This window comes from Chryseolinea serpens (genome assembly GCF_900129725.1).
In the GTDB taxonomy this organism is placed as follows: Bacteria; Bacteroidota; Bacteroidia; order Cytophagales; family Cyclobacteriaceae; genus Chryseolinea; species Chryseolinea serpens.
Window position 1 is genome coordinate 942,961 of record NZ_FQWQ01000002.1, and the last position, 19,707, is coordinate 962,667.

16 protein-coding genes are annotated in these 19,707 nt (G+C 52.5%); 7 read left to right on the top strand and 9 right to left on the bottom strand.

Annotated features, from left to right (window positions below; all coding sequences use genetic code 11):
• Nucleotides 1–10: 10 nt before the first annotated feature.
• Both BUB30_RS17845 and BUB30_RS17850 read right to left on the bottom strand, forming a co-directional pair.
• A complete protein-coding gene (locus BUB30_RS17845; RefSeq protein ID WP_073136532.1) occupies nucleotides 11–1,222 on the bottom strand; it encodes an aminotransferase class V-fold PLP-dependent enzyme in 1,212 nt (403 codons plus the stop codon).
• A 65-nt stretch (nucleotides 1,223–1,287) separates the two neighbouring features.
• Nucleotides 1,288–1,932, bottom strand: coding sequence for a carbohydrate-binding family 9-like protein (locus BUB30_RS17850; protein WP_245804123.1), 645 nt, complete (start codon nucleotides 1,930–1,932; stop codon nucleotides 1,288–1,290).
• 747 nt (nucleotides 1,933–2,679) lie between these two features.
• Here BUB30_RS17850 and BUB30_RS17860 point away from each other — a divergent pair.
• The gene (locus tag BUB30_RS17860; protein ID WP_073136538.1) at nucleotides 2,680–3,846 is read left to right on the top strand and encodes a dipeptidase; all 1,167 of its coding nucleotides are present in this window, start codon (nucleotides 2,680–2,682) and stop codon (nucleotides 3,844–3,846) included.
• Between the two features lie 20 nt (nucleotides 3,847–3,866).
• On the opposite strand, the gene xseB is transcribed toward BUB30_RS17860, so the two are convergent.
• From xseB to BUB30_RS17880, 3 genes are all read right to left on the bottom strand, one after another.
• Entirely contained in the window at nucleotides 3,867–4,073 is a 207-nt protein-coding gene (gene xseB, locus BUB30_RS17865; RefSeq protein WP_073136540.1) for an exodeoxyribonuclease VII small subunit, read from the bottom strand.
• On the bottom strand, nucleotides 4,070–5,473 hold the full coding sequence (gene xseA / locus BUB30_RS17870; RefSeq protein WP_073136542.1) for an exodeoxyribonuclease VII large subunit: 1,404 nt from the start codon (nucleotides 5,471–5,473) through the stop codon (nucleotides 4,070–4,072). Before xseA ends, xseB begins: the two co-directional genes overlap by 4 nt.
• 295 nt (nucleotides 5,474–5,768) lie before the next feature.
• Complete coding sequence (locus tag BUB30_RS17880; RefSeq protein ID WP_073136546.1) at nucleotides 5,769–6,743, bottom strand: polyprenyl synthetase family protein; 975 nt, start codon at nucleotides 6,741–6,743, stop codon at nucleotides 5,769–5,771.
• Between the two features lie 203 nt (nucleotides 6,744–6,946).
• Here BUB30_RS17880 and corA point away from each other — a divergent pair, with 203 nt between their 5' ends.
• Complete coding sequence (corA, locus tag BUB30_RS17885; RefSeq protein WP_073136548.1) at nucleotides 6,947–7,963, top strand: magnesium/cobalt transporter CorA; 1,017 nt, start codon at nucleotides 6,947–6,949, stop codon at nucleotides 7,961–7,963.
• On the opposite strand, the gene BUB30_RS17890 is transcribed toward corA, so the two are convergent.
• Nucleotides 7,960–9,255: a hemolysin family protein gene (locus BUB30_RS17890; protein ID WP_073136550.1), complete on the bottom strand. Its 1,296-nt coding sequence runs from the start codon at nucleotides 9,253–9,255 to the stop codon at nucleotides 7,960–7,962. The two genes, corA and BUB30_RS17890, sit on opposite strands and share 4 nt — an antisense overlap.
• Before the next feature lie 129 nt (nucleotides 9,256–9,384).
• A complete protein-coding gene (locus tag BUB30_RS17895) occupies nucleotides 9,385–10,131 on the bottom strand; it encodes a GumC domain-containing protein (protein WP_073136551.1) in 747 nt (248 codons plus the stop codon).
• A 243-nt stretch (nucleotides 10,132–10,374) separates the two neighbouring features.
• Between BUB30_RS17895 and BUB30_RS17900 the strand changes: the two genes are divergently transcribed.
• From BUB30_RS17900 to BUB30_RS17920, 5 genes are all read left to right on the top strand, one after another.
• Nucleotides 10,375–10,605, top strand: a complete 231-nt coding sequence (locus tag BUB30_RS17900) for a hypothetical protein (RefSeq protein ID WP_073136553.1) — start codon at nucleotides 10,375–10,377, stop codon at nucleotides 10,603–10,605.
• 4 nt (nucleotides 10,606–10,609) lie between these two features.
• Nucleotides 10,610–12,565 carry a KUP/HAK/KT family potassium transporter gene (locus BUB30_RS17905; protein WP_178377142.1) on the top strand — a complete coding sequence of 652 codons (1,956 nt, stop codon included), beginning with the start codon at nucleotides 10,610–10,612 and terminating at the stop codon, nucleotides 12,563–12,565.
• A gap of 162 nt (nucleotides 12,566–12,727) precedes the next feature.
• Nucleotides 12,728–13,147 (top strand): VOC family protein, encoded by a 420-nt coding sequence (locus BUB30_RS17910; RefSeq protein WP_084138210.1) that lies wholly within the window; start codon nucleotides 12,728–12,730, stop codon nucleotides 13,145–13,147.
• An 86-nt stretch (nucleotides 13,148–13,233) separates the two neighbouring features.
• Entirely contained in the window at nucleotides 13,234–15,657 is a 2,424-nt protein-coding gene (locus BUB30_RS17915; RefSeq protein WP_073136556.1) for an ABC transporter permease, read from the top strand.
• A 32-nt stretch (nucleotides 15,658–15,689) separates the two neighbouring features.
• Complete coding sequence (locus BUB30_RS17920) at nucleotides 15,690–18,047, top strand: ABC transporter permease (RefSeq protein WP_073136557.1); 2,358 nt, start codon at nucleotides 15,690–15,692, stop codon at nucleotides 18,045–18,047.
• A 32-nt stretch (nucleotides 18,048–18,079) separates the two neighbouring features.
• Here BUB30_RS17920 and BUB30_RS17925 read toward each other — a convergent pair whose 3' ends face one another.
• On the bottom strand, nucleotides 18,080–18,688 hold the full coding sequence (locus BUB30_RS17925; RefSeq protein ID WP_073136559.1) for a hypothetical protein: 609 nt from the start codon (nucleotides 18,686–18,688) through the stop codon (nucleotides 18,080–18,082).
• Nucleotides 18,689–19,024: 336 nt separating this feature from the next.
• A complete protein-coding gene (locus BUB30_RS17930; protein WP_073136561.1) occupies nucleotides 19,025–19,585 on the bottom strand; it encodes a nuclear transport factor 2 family protein in 561 nt (186 codons plus the stop codon).
• Nucleotides 19,586–19,707: the final 122 nt, after the last annotated feature.

Consider the following 19,707-nt stretch of genomic DNA (forward strand, 5'->3'; position numbering starts at 1 on the left):
AAAATGCCCGTTAAGCCTTAGTCGCTTTTTCAAGTTCTTCTTTAAGCCTCCTCGCCACAATTTCAGTCTCTCCTGTTTTCAACATAAACACGGTCACCTTCACGCTGTCCTTTTCTTCCCAGGAAACGATCTCTACAGAGGGTGATCCTGTGCGGAGCTGCTTGCCCAGCGCTTCGCTGGTGAGCGTGGTGACATTGGGGTCCCACGTGATCTTCAGTGCCGGTGTGTGGTTGGCGACCGGGGGCACGATCACCTCGGTCTTTACACCCTTCACTTTCTTTACCGCGGTGTCGATGACGGCGATCTTTTGTTCCCACTCCTTCCATTCTTTGGTGTGGTCCAGCTTCACATAGCGGTCGAGGGAGGCATACATGCCAATGATCTCTTCCTTGTTCACTTTATGACCCCGGGCGATGCCCGAACGCGGCGGGGCGCTCAACCGGGCCGCAGCGATCAACTGTTTTTTACCCATCAAGACGCCTGCGCTTTGCGGGCCCTGCAGCGCTTTGCCGCCGGAAATGCACACGAGATCAAATCCCATTTCATTGTATCGCCACAAATTTTCAACCGGCGGCACGTCCGCGGCAATGTCGATCATGGTAGGAATTCCTAATTCTTTACCCAGGCTTAACCACTCCTCATGCTTGATGGCACCCACCGGTGCTTCGCGGTTGAGAAACCAGAGGCATGCCGTTTTTTCATTCACGGCCTTGCGCAGTTCATCGCTCGTCTCCACGGTCACGATCTTCACGCCCGTGTGGGTTAAGGCCATGTGATATCCGTTGGCGTGCGATTTCTGGACGATCACTTCCGATTTCATCCCCGATCCTTCGAGGAAGGGAAGCATGGCCACTTTCTTGTCGTCCATACCCGTGAGAATACCCGCCATGCCAAGCACCAGGGCCGACCAGCATCCGGCAGTGACCATGGCCGCTTCTGCTTTGCAGAGTTTGGCGATCTGTTCTCCCACCTTGTCCTGAACCTCATCGAGGATGGCGAATTGTTTCGCGCTTACGCGGATGGCTTCGACCACTTCCGGCGGCATCAGCGAGGCGGTCATAAAGGTGTAGGTGCCCGCTGCGTTTATGAATACCCGGATGCCGAGCTCTTTAAAAAAATCGCGCTCCGGTGGTGGCAGGGCCGTTGCATGGCCGAGCGATACCGTTGATCCGCCCACGAGGGGGAACAGGGTAATGCCTTTGATTAAATCTCTTCTGTTCATAGGGTTGATTGGATTGTTTCGCGTTCATGGAGGTCGTCGACGGGCTTACCGGTTGGGAAATGTCATCAGTTAAAAGTGAGTGTTCCAAAGTAGGCCGGCAAATGAAAATCCGGTTCCGGGTTCGATACGGGCGACCACGTGTAATAGTGTGGGTTGCTCGTATGGCTCGCGGTCTTGTAGAAGTTGGCTCGCCAGGTCACGCCCGGTTTTGGGATGGTGACGTCGGTAAACTGCTTGAGGATGCTCAGGGGAATGCGGTATTCGATCGTCCAGGTGGTCTCTTCTGCCCTTTCGGGATCGACCACGCGGGGAAGCGAGTGCGCGATCTCGATCTGATCGATCGCCGCGTCGGGCAGTTCCTTGAATTCCTTCCGGGGCTTGGTGACAAAAAAAATCAGGGGAGTTCCTCCCGCATTCACTTCGAGATTAAAGTAGTGGCCCGGCTGAGCGCTGTTGGGTGAAAAGAAAAATTCAACACACGAGTCGCCGGATACGTCTCCATTGTACGCCGTCACCGTGCTTTTGACGAACTTGTCGTGCACGCGGAAAATGACGTAAACATTGGCCGCATCGTAGAGCATCTTTGCCTCTGTTACGGGGCGGAACCGGGGCGCATCTCCCATCCTGTTCTCGATCCGGATCGGCTTTACTTTTTTCCAGACGGGCTTGTCCCACTTCCCATCCATGGTCATCGTTTCACGAACAGGCATGACCTGGTAGGTTAGCTGGGCGTGCACGGTTTCGCACACGCACACCAAGAGTAAGAAGAAGTAAAGTCTAAGCATCGAAAGCTAATATCACGAATATAATCTATCCGAAAAATATAAGCAGCTGTTGGCAAACTTCATTGCAATTTTGTTCTGCATGGTTAGAAGTAAGGATTGAGTGGCAAATGGCAGAGGGGCCGGACACTGATATTCGAAAGCACATCGCACACAACGATATCATGCCATAACTTTATAAAGGGTGTACCCTTTCAAATTTTTATCAGCCTCTTCCATTTCCTGTACCAGATGAACAGCGATAAGAGCCCAATAAAGAATCCGGCAATTCCGTATGGCATCAGCTCTATCGCTGACGGGGCGCTATCTTCCAGCACATAGCACATCAGGCTAAAGGGTAAGGATATAATGATAATGAACAGGGAATACCAAGTGTACATCTTTGCTTCTCTAAGCTCAGGTCTTTCGGATTTCATTCTCGTTGTTGGCTATTTCAATGGATCAGCAGGATGATGTACAGCTTCCATCAGGTGTGAACACCTTCACGCTCAAATTTACCACAATAGTTTTTCACACGCGTCGATAGATCAATGGCATTGGTCTATTATTCCCTGTGCTTCGAACAACGGATCGGACCAATCGTTATCTTGACAAGATCAGGTAGCCGCAAAGGAATTCCAGCAAGGGAATCCGCACGCTGATCCTGTCATCATTCAAAAACGAGCATTGCAGATCATGATAAAATCTCAAACCAATTGGTCACGACGCGACTTCTTTGCTGCCCTGGCAGGAACAAGTGCTGCGATGATGTTGAACCCACCGACATCATGGGCCGCGGACGAAGTCGACCCACAAGTGGCCAAGATCGTTGCGTCAACCCTGGGCATCGACACGCATAATCATATCGATATACCTTTCGCCACAGCCGAAGTGCCCGGTCCAAACATCGACCTGGCCGGTGAGATGAAACGCTCAGGACTCCTGGCGATCTGCATGACCTTTGCCGTCGACCGCCCCGAGCTGCGAAACCCCGGTGAGGCTTACGAGCGGTTCAAGAACGCGATGGCTTCGCTGGACAAGCAACTCGTCAATAACAACATGAAGCGCGCCTTAAACCTGGCCGATCTTCGCACGGCGCATAAGAACCACCAGCCGACCGTCATTCAATCCTTGGAAGGAGGTCATTTTCTGGAAGGACAGCTGGAGCGGCTCGCAGAAGCGTATGACCGGGGCCTGCGACATCTCACGTTGCTTCACGACAATGATGCGTCCGTGCCCCTGGGCGACGTGTTCACCAATCCGCCACGTTGGGGTGGACTCACGCCGTTTGGAGCCGAGGTGATCAAGGAATGCAACCGGCTGGGCATTCTTGTTGACCTGGGCCACGCCAACGCCGACACGGTTTCGGCCGCGCTCAAATTGACGAGTCATCCCGTGATCATCTCTCACACCGGTCTGGATACACAATTGGGTCAGAACGCTTCCATGGCCAACATGATGCGACCCCGACTCATCAGCAAAGCGCAAGCGAAGATCGTGGCCGACACGGGCGGAGTGATTGGCGTGTGGACACACTTGTCGGACACGCCGCTGGAATATGCCCAGAATATCCGGGCGTTGGTGGACGTTGTTGGCATTGATCATGTGTGCATCGGCACCGACACCAAGTTAACCCCAACCTATAGACCGGCTGGCAGTGGTGGCCCGGGCGGCAATCAAAATCGCGAAAGAATCGGGGAGCGCACAAACCAGGCCTGGCAGGACCAGAAGTCGGGGTTCTACTATGCCATCGTAGAGGCGATGTTAAAGATTGGTTTTACGGCAGACGAAATTGGCAAGGTTGGCGGCGACAACTTCTGTCGCGTGTTCGATGCCGCCACGGCCAACCCGACGAAGCATTAATTTAATAGGGGACGGCTGTTCTATTCTTCCGTTCCCTCCAGGTCCTTCAAGATCTTGTTCACGTTCTCTTCCGTGGTGGTGAGCTTGGCCTTGCAAATGCGGATCAATTCCGTGGCCCGCTTCACCTTGTCCGACAGTTCGTCGACAGAGATTTCGCCGCTTTCAATTTCGGTAACGATGACTTGCAATTCATCAAAGGCATCGGTATAGCTGGTGTTGTTGCTCATGGGTTTGCGTTGGGTTGAGTTGAACTGGTCGTGCTGGTGATTTGGCCCTCCGCCAGTTGCGTAATGATGACGTCTCCAGGTTTTACGTCGGCTGCGCTCTTCAAAGCTTTGCCATCTTTCAAAGTAATGGTGAAGCCGCGACGCAAGATATGAATCGGGTCCAATATGCGCACTTGCGCTTCGAGATGTTGAAGCGACACTTTGTTTTTAGTCAGGCTGGCCTGGGTTTGGCGCACCAGGTTAGCGGCGGCCCGTTCCAGGGCTTCCTCACTTTCGCGCAGGGTGTTCAGGGCGTCGCCTTGCATTTTACCTGCCGTGGCGCTGAGCGTGCGGGCTTCTTGTTTCATGAGAAATCGCGATTGCTGCACCACCGACTTCGTCTGCCCTTCAATGTCATGGCGGCTGCGCAGCAACCGGTTGTGCGTCACCGACTGAAAATAGCGCACGGCGTGATGCAACCGCTGGTTTTCATCCTTCACGATCCGGATGGCACGCTCGCTGATGAGCTTCTCCGCTTCGCGCACCGGCACCGAAAAATTGTGAAAGGCCTGGATCAAAAAATCGGCAAGCTCCGTCGGGGTAATCGCATTCCGGTGCGACACCATCTCCGTCACCGTCTCGTTGGTGGAATGGCCGATGCCCGTGATCACGGGAATGGGAAACAAAGCGATCTCACGAGCCAGCATGTAATTGTTAAACGACGACAACCCCACGTCACCCCCACCCCCGCGAATGATGGCCACCACGTCGAAATGATGGAGCACTTTCTTTATCCTCCTCAATTGATAGATGATGGACGACACCGATTTGTCGCCCTGCAACAACGAAGGAAAGAGAAGATTGAAAAACGCATAGCCCCACGGGTTGTGATCGATGATCTTGAGATAATCAGAATACCCCTTGCTGGTTTCCACCGAGATCACGGCAATGCGTTGTGGAAGACGCGGAAAATCGAGCCGCTTGTTTTGGTGGAAGATGCCTTCGCGGGTCAGCTTTTCGATGGTCTCTTGTTTCTCGCGTTCCAACTCACCCAGCGAGAACACGGGGTCGATGTCGAGGATGTTCAGACTCAGTCCATGCGAAGGATCAAAGATGATGGAGGCACAAAACAAGATCTTGATGCCGTCTTTGATGGGTTCTTTCAGCGTCTCTAAAAAAGCGGCATTCACGCGCAGGTAGTCCGTTCGCCACAAGATGGATTTCATTTGGGCGATCACTTTGCCGTCTTTCTTTTCCACGAGCTCCGGGTAGCAGTGGCCGGAGTGTGAGTAATGGTTGAGCTTGTTCATTTCGGCCTTCACCCAGAAGGTGCTTTTGTAGCGCTCGGCCAAGGTCTTCTGGATGCTTTGGGCAACTTCCAGGAGGGAGAAGACTTGTTTTTGGCTGATGATTTCCGGCATGGGTTCGAGGGTCTGCGGTGGGGGTAAAGTTATTGAGATATTCGAAATATCCGAGGTGGGCGTGGTGATGGTTGTGGGGGGCGTTGTGTTCGAAAATTTTCGAGATACACGGGGTTTTGTTTATGGGGTGGTTGTGTCCGGATCTTTGTTGGTGGGACACCAACAAAGGGGTGGGTAGTGCTATTGGGCGTGCTGTATATGAATTGGTGGCTGGCCCAATTGGGCAACTACTATTGGGGGGTTTTGTATCCGAATGTTGTTGGTGAAGAACACCAACAACGGCGTGGGGCGCGGGTCAGTTGCTTCGGTCGATGGTGAATTGGACCAGTTGGATGAGGGACGTTTTGTAGGGGGATTCGGGGAAGTCTTTCAGGAGGGCGAGGGCATCGTGGTGATAGCGGTCCATGACCTGCTGGGCGTAGTCGATGCCGCCGGATTTTTTTACAAAGGCGATGACCTCTTTAACTTTTTTAGGTTTGTCGCCGTCGTTTTTTACGATGCCGATGATGCGGCGTTTGGTGAGCCAGTCGGCCTTGCTCAGGGCGTGGATGAGGGGCAGGGTCATCTTCTTTTCTTTGATGTCGATGCCCAGGGGTTTGCCGATTTCGTCTTCGCCATAGTCAAACAAATCGTCTTTGATCTGGAAGGCCATGCCGATGTTTTCGCCAAAGCGGTGCATCTTTTTCACCACCTCTTCGGAGGCGCCGCTGGAGCTGGCGCCCACGGCACAGCAGGAGGCAATGAGGGAGGCGGTTTTTTGGCGGATGATGTCATAGTAGACGGCTTCGTTGATGTCGAGGCGACGCGACTTTTCCATTTGGAGGAGCTCGCCTTCGCTCATCTCGCGAACGGCTTCCGTGACGATGCTCAGGAGGTTGAAATCTTTGTTCTCCAGGGAAAGGATCATGCCACGGGAGAGCAGGAAATCGCCAACCAAAACGGCGATCTTGTTTTTCCAAAGGGCATTCACGGAAAAGAAACCGCGGCGGTAGTTGGCCTCGTCCACCACGTCGTCGTGCACCAGGGTGGCCGTGTGGAGGAGTTCGATCAGGGAGGCGCCGCGGTAGGTGGAGTCGTTGATGGTGCCGCTCACGCCGGCGCTGAGGAACACGAACATGGGGCGCATCTGCTTGCCCTTGCGCTTTACGATATAGCCCATGATCTTGTCCAGCAACAGGACACGGGTTTTCATGGAGGCCCGGAATTTTTGTTCGAATTCTTCCATCTCACGGGCGATGGGAATCTTAATATCATCCAGGCGTAAAGGCATCGCCGCAATAATACGCATTGATTTCAAAGCGTTGAAGTATTTTAGTGTATTAAGTATCGCCCAACCTAAGCCTGGGGGAGCCCAAAAGAAACAAGAAGACAAAGGATACCACCCCGTGCCTATATTTACTATTTTAGAAGAACTTTACCCCCCAGCCCCCGTAGAACAACCCCCATAAATACCTGTTTTAAAGATTAAGACCCATGCTGACCAAAGCAACCGACATGTCTCCCGCAATAAAGCCCGGAGTGATCCTCGAACTGATCTCCTACAACCGCGAAAAATACAACAAGATCGATAGCGCCGATCCTGATGAGCTGCTCACCCACCTCCAACCCGACCAGGTGAACTGGGTCAACCTGGACGGTCTGAGCAACATCGAAATCATCGAAAAGCTCCAGGCCTACTTCTGCCTCCACCCCCTTTTGGTGGACGACGTGCTGGCCGACCAGCGCCCCAAGGCCGAGGAATACGACGACTACCTGTTCTTTACCCTGAAGATGCTCTACAAGATCGAAGGCACCTCCATTGACTACGAGCAGATCAGCTTTGTGCTGGGCAGCAACTTCCTCGTGTCCTTCCAGGAAAAAGAAGGCGACCTTTTCGAAGGCTTCCGCGAACGGATCCGGCTGGACCTGGGCAAGGTGAGAAAGAAACACGCAGACTACCTGCTCTACCGCCTCATCGACATCATCGTCGACAACTACTACAACGTGCTCGACCGCGTGGGCGACATCATCGACGAGATCGAAGAGACCGTCTACGAAAATCCCAGCAACGAAACCTTCTACAAGATCCAATCCCTCAAAAAGGAATTGATCTACCTCCGCAAAGCACTCTACCCGTTGCGCGACGCGTTGAGCAAGATCGTGAAAGGCGAATCGGAATACGTGAAAGAAGAGAACATCCGCTATTTCAGCGACGTGTATGACCACGTGTCCCACATCATCGATTCCATGGACACCTTCAAGGACCTTACCTCGAGCCTCATGGATATTCACATCAACGCGATGAACACCAAGATGAACGAGGTCATGAAAGTGCTCACGGTGATCTCCACCATCTTCATGCCCTTGACCTTCATCGTGGGCGTGTATGGGATGAACTTTAAGTTTATGCCGGAGCTGGACTGGAAGTATGGCTACTATGTGGTGTGGGGCATCATGGGGCTGATCTTCATTTCCATGATGATCTACTTCCGCAAAAAGAAATGGTTCTAATCCACGGGGCTTTCGCCTTCCCAGGTGGCTTCCACCAACTCGGGCAGGGTCTTGTTCAGTTTGAGGATCTTGAATTTATAGCCCAGCAGCACAAACGTGTCGCCTTCTTTCAGCGACGGCTTGTGAAAGGTTAACAAGCCCGACAGGGTCTCGTATTCTTCGGATTCGGGGAACGGCTCATCCACAAATTTATTGATATCATGAAGCGACGACTGGGCCACAATCTGATAAACGCCCTTGTCTTGCGGGATCACGATCTGTGCTTCGTGGTCGTGTTCGTCCTGGATCTCGCCCACTAATTCTTCAATGATATCCTCCAACGTGACAATGCCAATGGTGCCGCCAAACTCGCTCACCACAATGGCCATCTGTGTTTTGCGCCGTTGGAATTCGCGCAGCAGCACATCGATGGGTTTGGCTTCCGGAATGAAATGAGCAGGACGCATCACATCTTTCAGCCCTTTGCTGCCTTTTTGCACATACACGGCAATGATATCTTTCGCGTGCACGATGCCGATGATCTCGTCCAGCGAGTTTTCGTAGACGGGATAACGCGAATAGCCTTCTTTCAACACGTGGTCCATCGCCTCCTGAATGGTCAGGCTGGCGTGCAGGCCGGTGATCTTCACGCGGGGCACCATCACCTGACGCACCACACGGTCGTCGAAGTCGAACACATTCTGGATCAGTTCGCGTTCGTTGGGTTCGATGGCGCCGCCTTCTTCGCTTTCGGCGATGATCAATTTCAGTTCATCTTCGGAGTGGATCTCCTGTTCCGTGATCGGCTTTACGCCAAACACTTTCAGGATGATGTTGGCCATGCCGTTCAACAACCAAATGAAAGGGCGGAACACATAATAGAAAATGCGCAGGGGGACCGATACCCGCAGCGTGGTGGAGGTGGAGTAACGAATGGCCAGCGACTTGGGTGCCAGCTCCCCGAACACGATGTGCAGGATCGTGAGCATAGCAAACGCGATGGGCAATGCAATGCGGTGGGCCAACGCTTCGCTGAACGTCAATCCCAACCATGACATCGTATCCAAAATGATGCGCGACATCACATCCTCTCCCACCCAGCCTAAGCCAAGACTGGCCAGGGTGATACCCAACTGCGTAGCCGCCAGGTAGCCATCGAGGTTGTTGATGATGTTTTGTGCGGCCCGCTTGGACAAGTTTCCTTTCTCCAGCGCGATCTGCGAGGAGCGCACCTTCACGATGGCGAATTCGGCCGCCACGAAGAAACCATTCAGTAAAACGAGGAGTAAGGTTACAATAACATCAAAGGCCATACAGGGATTGAGAATTGCAAAGGTAGTAAGAAACTGAGGGTTGTATTGCGATATTTTTTATAAAGGGGCCAGAAAATAGAAAGACCCCTGCGGATACCCGCAGGGGTCTTTTCTATTTTCTGGGTGTCATTATAGTTTCGCCTCCAGGGTAGTGATCTTCTCCTGGGCTTCGGCTTTACCAAGCGACAAGGCTTTCTTATAAAGCTCAATCGCTTCTCTGTACGTATCTTTTTTCTTGCGGGGAGCCAGTTTGGTGCGGGCGGCAGCTTCTTCCACGGCCTGTCCACGGGCGTAGTAGGCGTCGGCTTCCGTCATTTTGCTTTGGATCATGATCTCTTGCACGCGGGCTTCGATGAGGGCAAGCTCTTGTGTTTTGGTTTCGATCTGGGTCTGTTTGTCGGTGAGCTCGGCTTCCTGCATCCCTACCGTGGTGATGAGGTTCGCGTTCTCGTTGCGATATTTATCCACCTGCTCTTGCAAGCCCGCGATTTCCTGTGTTTTGGCTTCCAGGTCGGCTTTCAGTTTCTTGATGGTCTTGGAGAAGGCGTTGGCGTTAGACTTGGAGGTCTTCAACGATTTTTCGAGGTCGTCGATCTTCTTTTGGGTATCGCGCACATAACCATTGATGTCCTTCATGCGGGTCTTGTAGTCATCGTAGGTTGTTCCTTCGACCATGTTCACCCTCAGCAGTTGACGGCTGGCGTCGATAGAATCCATCATGGCGCCGACTTCGGTCAACGTTTGCGCCATCTTTTGACTGGTTTCCAGTTCAATTTTCAGGGAATCTACCTGCGATTGCAGTTGTTCCTTTTCTTTGGCTCCACAGCCAGCAAGAAGGGCAGCTACAGGTATAATAAAAGCAAGCTTTCTAGTCATAAAGGATTGGTTTTGGGGTTATTGAACAAAAATACCATTGATTTCGATGCTAAAAGAGGCGGTCTGGCAAATTATTTTTTTTAACGGTTAAGGTGCGGATTGAGCCGTTAACCCACCCCGGCGAGCGAGAACAAGGCCAACATTATCTTGTTTTACTTTTGGTATTATTTAAAGGAAGTTAAATTTGCGACGTTAAGAACGATACTTAGAGCCATTTCATGCCCCCACTAAATAACCACGCGTATGCGTATTGCTGACCCGGGCAAACCCCATATCCTTACCGGGGAAAGTTCCTTAAGCCTGGCGCTGGCACCCGGCTTTTCGCTCATCGTGTTTCTGGTCCGAACCCTTCTCGTGCTGCTCCCCATACCTTACGCTTCTTCAACACAATTCGAAAAGCGATTAAGCTCCGCTTTCCATTTTAAGCAACGCAACTCTTTCTACATGACAACCCCCTCGGAAGGCGGGGTATAAAAGCATGGCCATATCAAACGAAAAATATCAGACCCCACTGTCGTTCGGGGGTGTCCTCGTTTCGCTGGGAATCATTTACGGTGACATCGGCACCTCGCCGCTGTACGTTTTCAAAGCCATCGTCGGCACACAGGTGATCAACGAGGAACTGATCCTCGGCGGCCTCTCCTGCGTGGTGTGGACGCTGACCCTCATCACCACCCTCAAATACGTTTACCTCGCCCTCAACGCCGATAACAAAGGTGAAGGTGGAATTTTCGCACTCTATGCGTTGGTGCGCCGCTACAAAGCACAGTGGGTGATCTTTCCCGCCGTGATCGGCTGCTGCACGCTCATCGCCGACGGGTTTATCACACCGGCCATCAGCGTGTCGTCGGCCATCGAAGGGTTGCGCATTTTGAATCCATCTATTCCCACCGTCACCATCGTGATCACCATCATGGTGGCGTTGTTCATCTTTCAGCAGTTCGGCACCAGCGTGGTGGGCAAAACCTTTGGACCGATCATGTTGGTGTGGTTCGTGGTCATCGCCGCCGTGGGCATTCGTGAATTCTACGATCATCCCTATATCTTCAAGGCGTTAAACCCGGTCTACGCCTTCAACCTCATCACCAAATATCCGGGTGGCTTCTGGTTGCTGGGCGCAGTGTTCCTGTGCACCACGGGGGCAGAAGCGTTGTACTCCGACCTGGGCCACTGCGGCAAAGAGAACATCCGCTTTGGATGGGGCTTTATCAAAGTGTCGCTGCTTTGCAATTATTTCGGACAGGGCGCGTGGTTATTGGAACACCAAGGCCTCCCGCTGGGTGACCAGATCCCTTTCTACGCCATCATTCCCGAACCCTTCCTCATCTTTGGGATCATCATCGCCACCATGGCGGCCATCATCGCCAGCCAGGCGTTGATCTCCGGCACGTTCACACTGGTGAACGAAGCCATGAAACTGAAACTGTGGCCCAGCACGCGCGTGCGCTACCCTAGCAAACTGAAGGGACAAATTTATGTGCCGGCCATCAACTGGATCCTGCTGGCAGGTTGCATTGCCGTGGTGCTCATCTTCCAGGAGTCGTCGGCCATGGAAGGCGCCTATGGCTTGGCCATCACCGTCAACATGTTGATGACCACGTCGCTACTCGTGTTCTATTTCATGACCGCCAAAAAATCGACGTTCCGTTCGGGCGCGCTGGCGTTTCTGTTCTTCTCGGTGGAGGGCATGTTCCTCATCTCCAACCTCAACAAATTCCAGCACGGCGGCTGGTTCACGTTCTCCATTGCGTTCCTGTTCTTTATCATGATGTACATTCTCCTTCACGCCCGCGGCCTGCGCGACCGGCATACGGAGTTTGTGGATTTGAAACACTATGTGGGCATGATCCAGGACCTGCAAGCCGATGTTTCGGTGCCCAAGGAATCGACCAACCTGGTGTACCTCGCCATGGCCGACAGCAAGCGCTACATCGACTCGAATATTATTTACTCCATCTTCAAGAAACGCCCCAAGCGAGCGGATGTATTTTGGTTCCTGCACGTGGAGACCGTCGACAGTCCGTTCAGCAGCAAATATGTGGTGGATACCATCATTCCAAAGAAGTGTTTCTTTGTACGCATCAAACTGGGATTCAAGACCGACCACCGGGTAAATCTTTTGTTCAACAAGATCATTCACGAGATGGCCGACTCTGGGGAGATCGATCTCACCAGTCCGTATCCGTCGCTGCATAAGTATAGCATGATGTCGGACTTTAAGTTTATCATCTTGCATTCGTGGGCGTCGTCGGATAGTGAGATCTCGAGCTTTGACCGCGTGATCATCCAGGGGTACCGTTTGTTGAAGGAGCATAGTCTTTCGACAGAAGAGCTTTATGGTATTGAGGCGGCTAACTTAGAGGTGGAGAAGGTTCCGATCCAGGTGGGGCCGATGGCGAAGGTGAAGATCAAGCGGGAGCGGACAGACGTATAGAAATATTAAACCGCTAAGGCGCCCTCCTTCGCTAAAGCTACGGCGGGCAAGCAAAGTCAACGCAAAGGCTTTGCTTGCCCGCCGTAGCTTTAGCGAAGGAGGGCGCTCTTTTGCTTTCCAGGGTTTTTACTTCGATCTTCATCACCATAACCCTCTCATGCCATGAAAACTCCCGACTATTATCTTCCGATCATGCCCTACCTCGTCATCGACAACGCTATGGCATTCATCGAATACATCAAGAAAGTTTTCGATGCCCAGGAGAAATATCTCCACAAACACGACGACGGGAGCGTGATGCATGCTGAGTTCAGTATTGGGAAGGCTGTGATCATGTTCACGGATTCAAAAAAAGAATACAAGGCTTTTCCAGGGGGTATGTTCCTGGTGACATCCGATGTCGACGAGTTTATGCCAAAGGCCTGGCTCATGGCGGCGCGTCTTCGCAGGAACCGGGCGATCGCGACTATGGTCGCAGCGCTGGTTTCAAGGACCCTTTCGGCAATCAATGGTGGCTTTGCAAGACGGAATAAGAATTATCCGATTGCGGACACCTTCGTTCGGTTATGGCCGGATATTTAATCAAAATCGCATTTTAAGGCCCTAAAAGCCACTCTTGCCGACTGGCATTGATATTGGGTACAACGTTTCCAATCTATCTCATCGCTATGCTCAAAAATTATATCACGATCGCGCTGCGCAACATCAGCCGGAATAAAGCTTACTCGGCCATCAACATTTTCGGGTTGTCGCTGGGTGTGGCTTGTTGTTTATTGCTGGCGTTCTATATCCAGGACGAATTCAGTGTCGACAAGCACCTGGCCGACAGCGACAACCTCTATCGCATTGTCACCCATTTCGATAGCGAGATGGTCATCGACGAAAGCGGCACGGCTTCGCCCCCCATCGCCATGACGGCGAACGACGAAATTCCGGAGGTGGTGTCGGCCGCGCGATTGGTCAGTCCTCCCGGTGTGGGCGAAAGCCTGATCAAATACGAAGACAATATCTTCTACGAAGCCGGAGGCTACCTGGCCGACTCGACGCTGTTCGACGTGCTGACCTACACGCTCACGGAAGGCAATCCGAAAAAAGCGTTGGTGGACGCCAACAGCGTGGTGATCTCCCAAACGATCGCGAAAAAATTATTTGGGAACAGCGAAGCCCTGAACAAGATCATTAGTATTAGCCAGGGAGGTCCGGCCGTCGATTTCAGGGTCACCGGCGTCTTCATGGACAACCACAAAAGTCACGTGATGCCGCACTTCTTCACCTCCATGACCAGCACCGGTTGGGCCGAATACATGCGCTCGGATCAGGCGCAAGGCGAATGGGCGGGGCAGAATTTTGTGCCTTCCTATCTCAAACTCGCCCCCGGTCACAATTTGAAGACCGTCGAAAAGAAATTGAATGAAATGCTGCAGCGTCACGGCGCCGAAGACATGAAAGCACTGGGTATCCCAAAGACGCTTTCGCTCGAGCTGGTGAAGGACATTTACTTGTATTCGGAGGTACACCAAAGCCCGCGCATCGTCTACATCTATATCATCGCCTCGATCGCGGTGTTCATCCTGTTGATCGCCTGTATCAATTTCATGAATCTCTCCACCGCCAAAGCTACCAAGCGCGCGGGCGAGATCGGGTTGCGCAAAGCGATGGGTGCGGTTCGCAGTTCGCTGATCGGGCAGATCCTGGGCGAGGCCATGATCATCGTGCTCATCTCCATTTTGATCAGCCTGGTGATGGTGCAGCTTTCCCTTCCGTTCTTCAATGTCCTGACGGGAAAAGACATCTCGTTCAACTCCGGCAACGCAGCCTATGTGATCGGCGCGTTGGGCGCGCTTACGGTCGTCACCGGTCTGTTGGCCGGCAGTTATCCCGCGTTCTACCTCTCCTCGTTCCAACCGGCACAGGTGTTGAAGGGAAAAGCTATCGTGAGTGGAGGCTCCGGGCTCTTGCGCCAATCGCTGGTCGTGTTCCAGTTCATGATCGCCATTGCGTTGGTTTGTGGCATGCTCATTATCGGAAGTCAGCTGCGGTATATTGAAAACAAAAATCTCGGTTTCAATTCCGACGCGCTCATCGTGCTGCCGATGCGCAGTGGCGACGCGCTGAAAAATGCCAAGGCCCTGCAACTTGAATTGCAGCGCGTGGCGCATGTGAAACAAGTTTCTTCGGCCGCCTATGTGCCGGGCTCACAAGTCTGGAGCGATTTCTCGCTGTATGCCCAGGGCGGCAACATGGACAACGCGGTCGATCACCTGAACATTCACGTGGGTCCGGGCTTCACGGAGATCCTCGACCTGAAAATTCTCGCCGGCCGCACCTTCTCGGAAGATACGGCACAGGAAAAAGAAGGCAACCTGGTGATCAACCGCACCGGCGCCAAAACCCTGGGCTTCGAACCCGAAAAGGCAGTAGGCCAGGAGTTGTTCACCGAGTGGCAGGGAGTTAAATACACGTTCCAGGTTATTGGAGTGATCGAAGATTACCACCAGAGCACGCTGAAAGAAAAAATCAGGCCGATGCTGTTTCAACTGTTTGAGACCCGGAGCCCCGACTATGTACTGCTGAAAACCGATACCCGGTATTTCAAAGAAACGATCGCCGACGTGGAAAAAGTCTGGAAGCAGATGATCGACGACACCCCTTTTGAATACACGTTCCTGGACGAGAACATCCGCAAGAACTATGAGCAAGACCGCAAAGTGTCGGCCATCATTACCACGTTCACGCTACTGGCGATGCTGATTTCGTGTTTGGGATTGTATGGCTTGTCCACCTTCATGGCCGAGCGCCGCTTCAAAGAGATCGGTGTGCGCAAAGTGTTGGGTGCCGATGTGCGCCAGATCGTGGCCCTGATGTCGAAGGAGTTTGTGAAGTTGGTGCTCATCGCCTTTGTCATTGCCGTGCCGCTGGCGTGGTATGCCATGTCGCGATGGCTGGAAGGGTTTGAATACAAGACCACCATCGACGTACTCATCTTTGTGTATAGCGGCCTGGCGGCCCTGGTCATCGCGTTGACGACGGTGAGTTTTGAGTCGATCAGAGCGGCCATCGCCAACCCGGTCAACGCCCTACGAAACGAATAACCCCGACTGAGTTCACCCCTAAACCTACCGATATGCTGCGTAACTATCTTGTCATCGCCTGGAGAAGCCTGCAGAAAAGCAGGGTGTATTCCTTCATCAACATCGCGGGCCTTTCCATTGGGTTGGCATGCAGCATGTTTATTTTTCTGTGGGTGGCCGACGAGCGGTCGTGGGATAATTTTCATGAAAAGAAAAGCGAGCTGAACCGCGTCTACATCAACTGGCTTGGCGACCGCGGTGTGCAAACACAGATGGCGGTGAACTTGCCGCTGTGGGAAGAACTCAAGCATGATCGCGACATCGTGCACGTGGCGCCCACCGACTGGGGTCGCGAGTTTTTGCTGACCTATGGCGAAAAGCGATTGTACCGGACCGGTTATTATGCCGGCGACGACTTCCTGAAGATGTTTTCATTCCCTGTGGTGCAAGGATCAGCCGAAAACCAATTGAAGGATCCGTCCACCATGGTCATCACCGAAAGCACGGCGAAAGCGTTGTTTGGCGACGAAGACCCGATCGGAAAAATGATCCGCGTAGACGACCGGGGAGAACTCACCGTGACGGGCGTAACCAAAGATGTCCCCACCAACTCCACGTTCCAGTTCCAATGCCTGTTGCCCTTCAGCACCTACGCTATCCGCGAACCCTGGACAAAAGAAGCGATGACGCAGTGGTCCAACAACTCCTTCAATCTCTATGTAGAATTTGCAAAAGGCGCCGAGGCACAAGCCATTGAAAGCCGTTCAAAAGATATCATCAAAAAACACCGGGAGAATTCCACCCAGGAAGTAACGTTCCTGCCCATGGAGCGCTGGCGTCTTTTTGGCGAATTTGAAAACGGCAAGAGCACTACGGGCACCATCGTGTATGTGCGTATGTTCACTATCATCGCCCTCTTCATCCTGGTGATCGCCTGCATCAACTTTATGAACCTGGCCACGGCCCGCTCCGAACGACGCGCCCGTGAAGTAGGGATCCGCAAGAGCATCGGCTCCAAACGCAAAGACCTTGTGGTGCAATTCCTGGGAGAAACTTTTTTTATAACGATCCTCGCGTTCATTCTCGCAGTGGGATTGGTAGAAAGCCTGTTGCCGCTCTACAACGACCTGGTGGACAAAAAGCTGTTTATCGACTTCACAAACCCTTTGCTGTGGCTGGTTTCGGTTGGCGTGATCGCGATGACCGGTTTTATTTCCGGCAGCTATCCCGCGCTCTACCTTTCCTCGTTTCAACCCGCCGCGGTGCTGAAAGGAAAAATGCAGATGGGCAAGAGCGGCACCACGCCCCGCCGGATGATGGTGACCCTCCAGTTTTTCTTTTCCATCGTGCTGATCTTTTCCACGATGGTAATCTACAAACAACTCAACCACCTGAGAAACCGTCCCACCGGCTACGACGGCGCACGCCTGGTCACCATTGGTTCTGTAGGCGACATTCCCAAGAACTATAACACCATCAAACAAGAGCTGCTGGCTTCCGGCCTGGCCGAAAACGTCATGCGATCGTCGAGTCCCATCACGGCCATCTATGGTTTCAAGGAAGTGGGCTGGGCCGGCAAACGCGAAGATCAACGATCGTCGTTTGCCATCATCGGAACGGACTATGATTATACGAAAACCCTCGGTGTGAAAATGCTCCAGGGCCGCGACTATTCGGATGCCTACAACGATTCCTCCTCGATCATCCTAAACCAGACAGCCGTGGAATATATCGGTCTCAAAAATCCCATCGGCGAAACCCTGACCATAGACGACCACAAGTTTACCGTCATCGGCGTAACCGAAAATGTGATCATGAATTCGCCACAGCGGCAGATCGATCCCACCGTACTCGTCTTTGATCCCAACTGGATGAGCGACGTGACGCTCCGGCTGCCGGAAAATAAAAATACACAGGAGGCATTGGCCGGGGTGGAAGCGATCTTCAAGAAATACAACCCCTCGTATCCGTTCACCTTCCGTTTCACGGAAGACGAGTTCAACCGCAAATTCACCAACATTCAACGCGTCGGCCGCCTGGCCAATCTCTTTGCCGGCCTGGCCATTCTCATTTCTTGTCTCGGGCTTTTTGGACTTGCCGCCTTCACGGCCGAACAACGCACGAAAGAAATCGGCATTCGGAAAGTGTTGGGGGCTACCGTGTCGAGCGTGGTCGTTTTGCTGTCGAAAGAATTTACCCGGCTGATCATTCTGGCCTTTGTGCTGGCGGCGCCGTTGGCTTGGTGGGCCATGAACCAATGGCTACAGGAATATGACTACCGTATATCCATTCCATGGTGGATTGTGGCGAGTGCCGGTGGTCTGGCGTTTGTACTGGCGGTTGCCACGGTAAGTTTTCAGGCCGTCAAGGCTGCGGTGGCCAATCCTGTGAAGTCGCTGCGAAACGAATAAGCGCAGCGATGGTGAGGTGAAACACTCCGCTCCTATTTCACTTCGTAATACAATTTATTCAGGTCCTGTAGTTGACCGGGAAAGATCTCCACGGTTTCGGCGCAGCGCACGATCATCTTTTTTATGTCCGCTTCATCCTTTCCTTTTTCCAAGGGAGCGTTGAACGTGAGCATCTGGTCGAAACAGATGGCGAAAATGTAGAATTGCTTGCTGATCGATGGATTGTCCTTGGGCATGGTCAGCGTCCAGAGCAGCATGGGTTTGTTGTTGATGTTCAGGTATTCGGCTTTGCCTTTCAAGGGCCCTGCGTTCAATTCTTTTTCGATATAAGCTTGTTCATACTTCCGGTAGGCTTCGAGGAGGCGCTTTTGTTCGGCTGCGTCGGGGGCCTTTGGATTTTGAAGGAAGGGGATGATCGTGGCCTGGAAAAGTTTGCCGTCGACCCAGAGGAAGTTGGGGTCCTCGGTGTTTTTCACCGAGTCGGCTTCGATGCGAAAAGTAAAGGAATTGGTGTGACCATTGTAGACCACCATCACACCATAACGGGCTTTAAGCTTGGCGGTTAGGAATTCTTCGGCTTGGTATTGGGCTTGGGTACTTAATGATGCGAGGAGAAGGAAGATGAGGAAGAAGTTTTTCATGGTGTAAGTTTAACCGCAAAGGCGCAAAGACGCAACTTCCACGCGCAGGCTTGGTGTTTTTCGCCCGTCCTTGTTGATGTTTTTCTCCGCCAAAAAGTTGGGCTGGAACAGGTTTATATTCCACCACCTATTGCCACGAATTCCTCAAATTACCCCGCCCTTGTTGATTTCTTCACCAACAAGAATTAGGGCACTAAATCATTGACGTATCGGAATACATAATGCAAGGGAATGCCCATTGTTTTTAAAGGCCGTTCACATCAGGTGCTTTTGGCCTATTGATTGTCACCCGATGCTTGTTGGTGAAGAACACCAACAAGGGCGAGGCGACCGTGCTCAATTAATCACCCGCTCTTTCACTTTGTCTTCCACCGGCACAAACGTATAACCTTGCTGCTTCAGGGCATCGGCTTCATTGTAATACGATGATGCGTAAGTGATCTTTCCATCGATGACTTTGTACACCACGTGGATCTTGATCGACACCGGTGGACGTCCATTTTTATACGTAACACCGAGTGAGCCCCACTCCAGCACCCAGTCACCTTTGAGCGGGCCCTCCGCTTCGGTGTGTGACAGCGCAGTGATGCGGTCGTATTTCATGGAACCGTAGACGGTTTCCCAGTTCTTGCGTGTCCTTTCCAGGTAGCTGGCACGTCTGGTGGTATCGCCCTTCACAGGGCCGTGATCTTTGAAATTGGGGGCCATAAACATTTCCATGGTGGCGACGTCGCCGACCAGGCTGGCCTGGATGTATTGATTCACGATGGCTTTGTTCCGTTCACCCACTTCTGTCGCATTAACCGTTTCGTCTTTTTGGGGAGCAGCGGTGGGTTTGTCGCACGAGGTCACGCCCATCACTATGATGATCATGGCCATAAAAGCTAAACCTTTCATATTCTGAGTTGGTCAGTATTCAAAGCAATACAAACACTCCTCATCATGGTTCGCCGACGATGAACAACACGGCAGGAAAATATGTGTTTTTTATTACCGGCTAACGCGGTCTGGTGTCTATC

Coding starts and splice junctions, on each gene's coding strand:
- BUB30_RS17930 (WP_073136561.1), bottom strand. CDS start 19,585: ATGAAAGGTTTAGCTTTTATGGCCATGATCATCATAGTGATGGGCGTG.
- corA (WP_073136548.1), top strand. CDS start 6,947: ATGCTGACCAAAGCAACCGACATGTCTCCCGCAATAAAGCCCGGAGTG.
- BUB30_RS17900 (WP_073136553.1), top strand. CDS start 10,375: ATGCGTATTGCTGACCCGGGCAAACCCCATATCCTTACCGGGGAAAGT.
- xseA (WP_073136542.1), bottom strand. CDS start 5,473: ATGCCGGAAATCATCAGCCAAAAACAAGTCTTCTCCCTCCTGGAAGTT.
- BUB30_RS17890 (WP_073136550.1), bottom strand. CDS start 9,255: ATGGCCTTTGATGTTATTGTAACCTTACTCCTCGTTTTACTGAATGGT.
- BUB30_RS17880 (WP_073136546.1), bottom strand. CDS start 6,743: ATGCCTTTACGCCTGGATGATATTAAGATTCCCATCGCCCGTGAGATG.
- xseB (WP_073136540.1), bottom strand. CDS start 4,073: ATGAGCAACAACACCAGCTATACCGATGCCTTTGATGAATTGCAAGTC.
- BUB30_RS17895 (WP_073136551.1), bottom strand. CDS start 10,131: ATGACTAGAAAGCTTGCTTTTATTATACCTGTAGCTGCCCTTCTTGCT.
- BUB30_RS17845 (WP_073136532.1), bottom strand. CDS start 1,222: ATGAACAGAAGAGATTTAATCAAAGGCATTACCCTGTTCCCCCTCGTG.
- BUB30_RS17920 (WP_073136557.1), top strand. CDS start 15,690: ATGCTGCGTAACTATCTTGTCATCGCCTGGAGAAGCCTGCAGAAAAGC.
- BUB30_RS17910 (WP_084138210.1), top strand. CDS start 12,728: ATGAAAACTCCCGACTATTATCTTCCGATCATGCCCTACCTCGTCATC.
- BUB30_RS17915 (WP_073136556.1), top strand. CDS start 13,234: ATGCTCAAAAATTATATCACGATCGCGCTGCGCAACATCAGCCGGAAT.
- BUB30_RS17905 (WP_178377142.1), top strand. CDS start 10,610: ATGGCCATATCAAACGAAAAATATCAGACCCCACTGTCGTTCGGGGGT.
- BUB30_RS17925 (WP_073136559.1), bottom strand. CDS start 18,688: ATGAAAAACTTCTTCCTCATCTTCCTTCTCCTCGCATCATTAAGTACC.
- BUB30_RS17860 (WP_073136538.1), top strand. CDS start 2,680: ATGATAAAATCTCAAACCAATTGGTCACGACGCGACTTCTTTGCTGCC.
- BUB30_RS17850 (WP_245804123.1), bottom strand. CDS start 1,932: ATGCCTGTTCGTGAAACGATGACCATGGATGGGAAGTGGGACAAGCCC.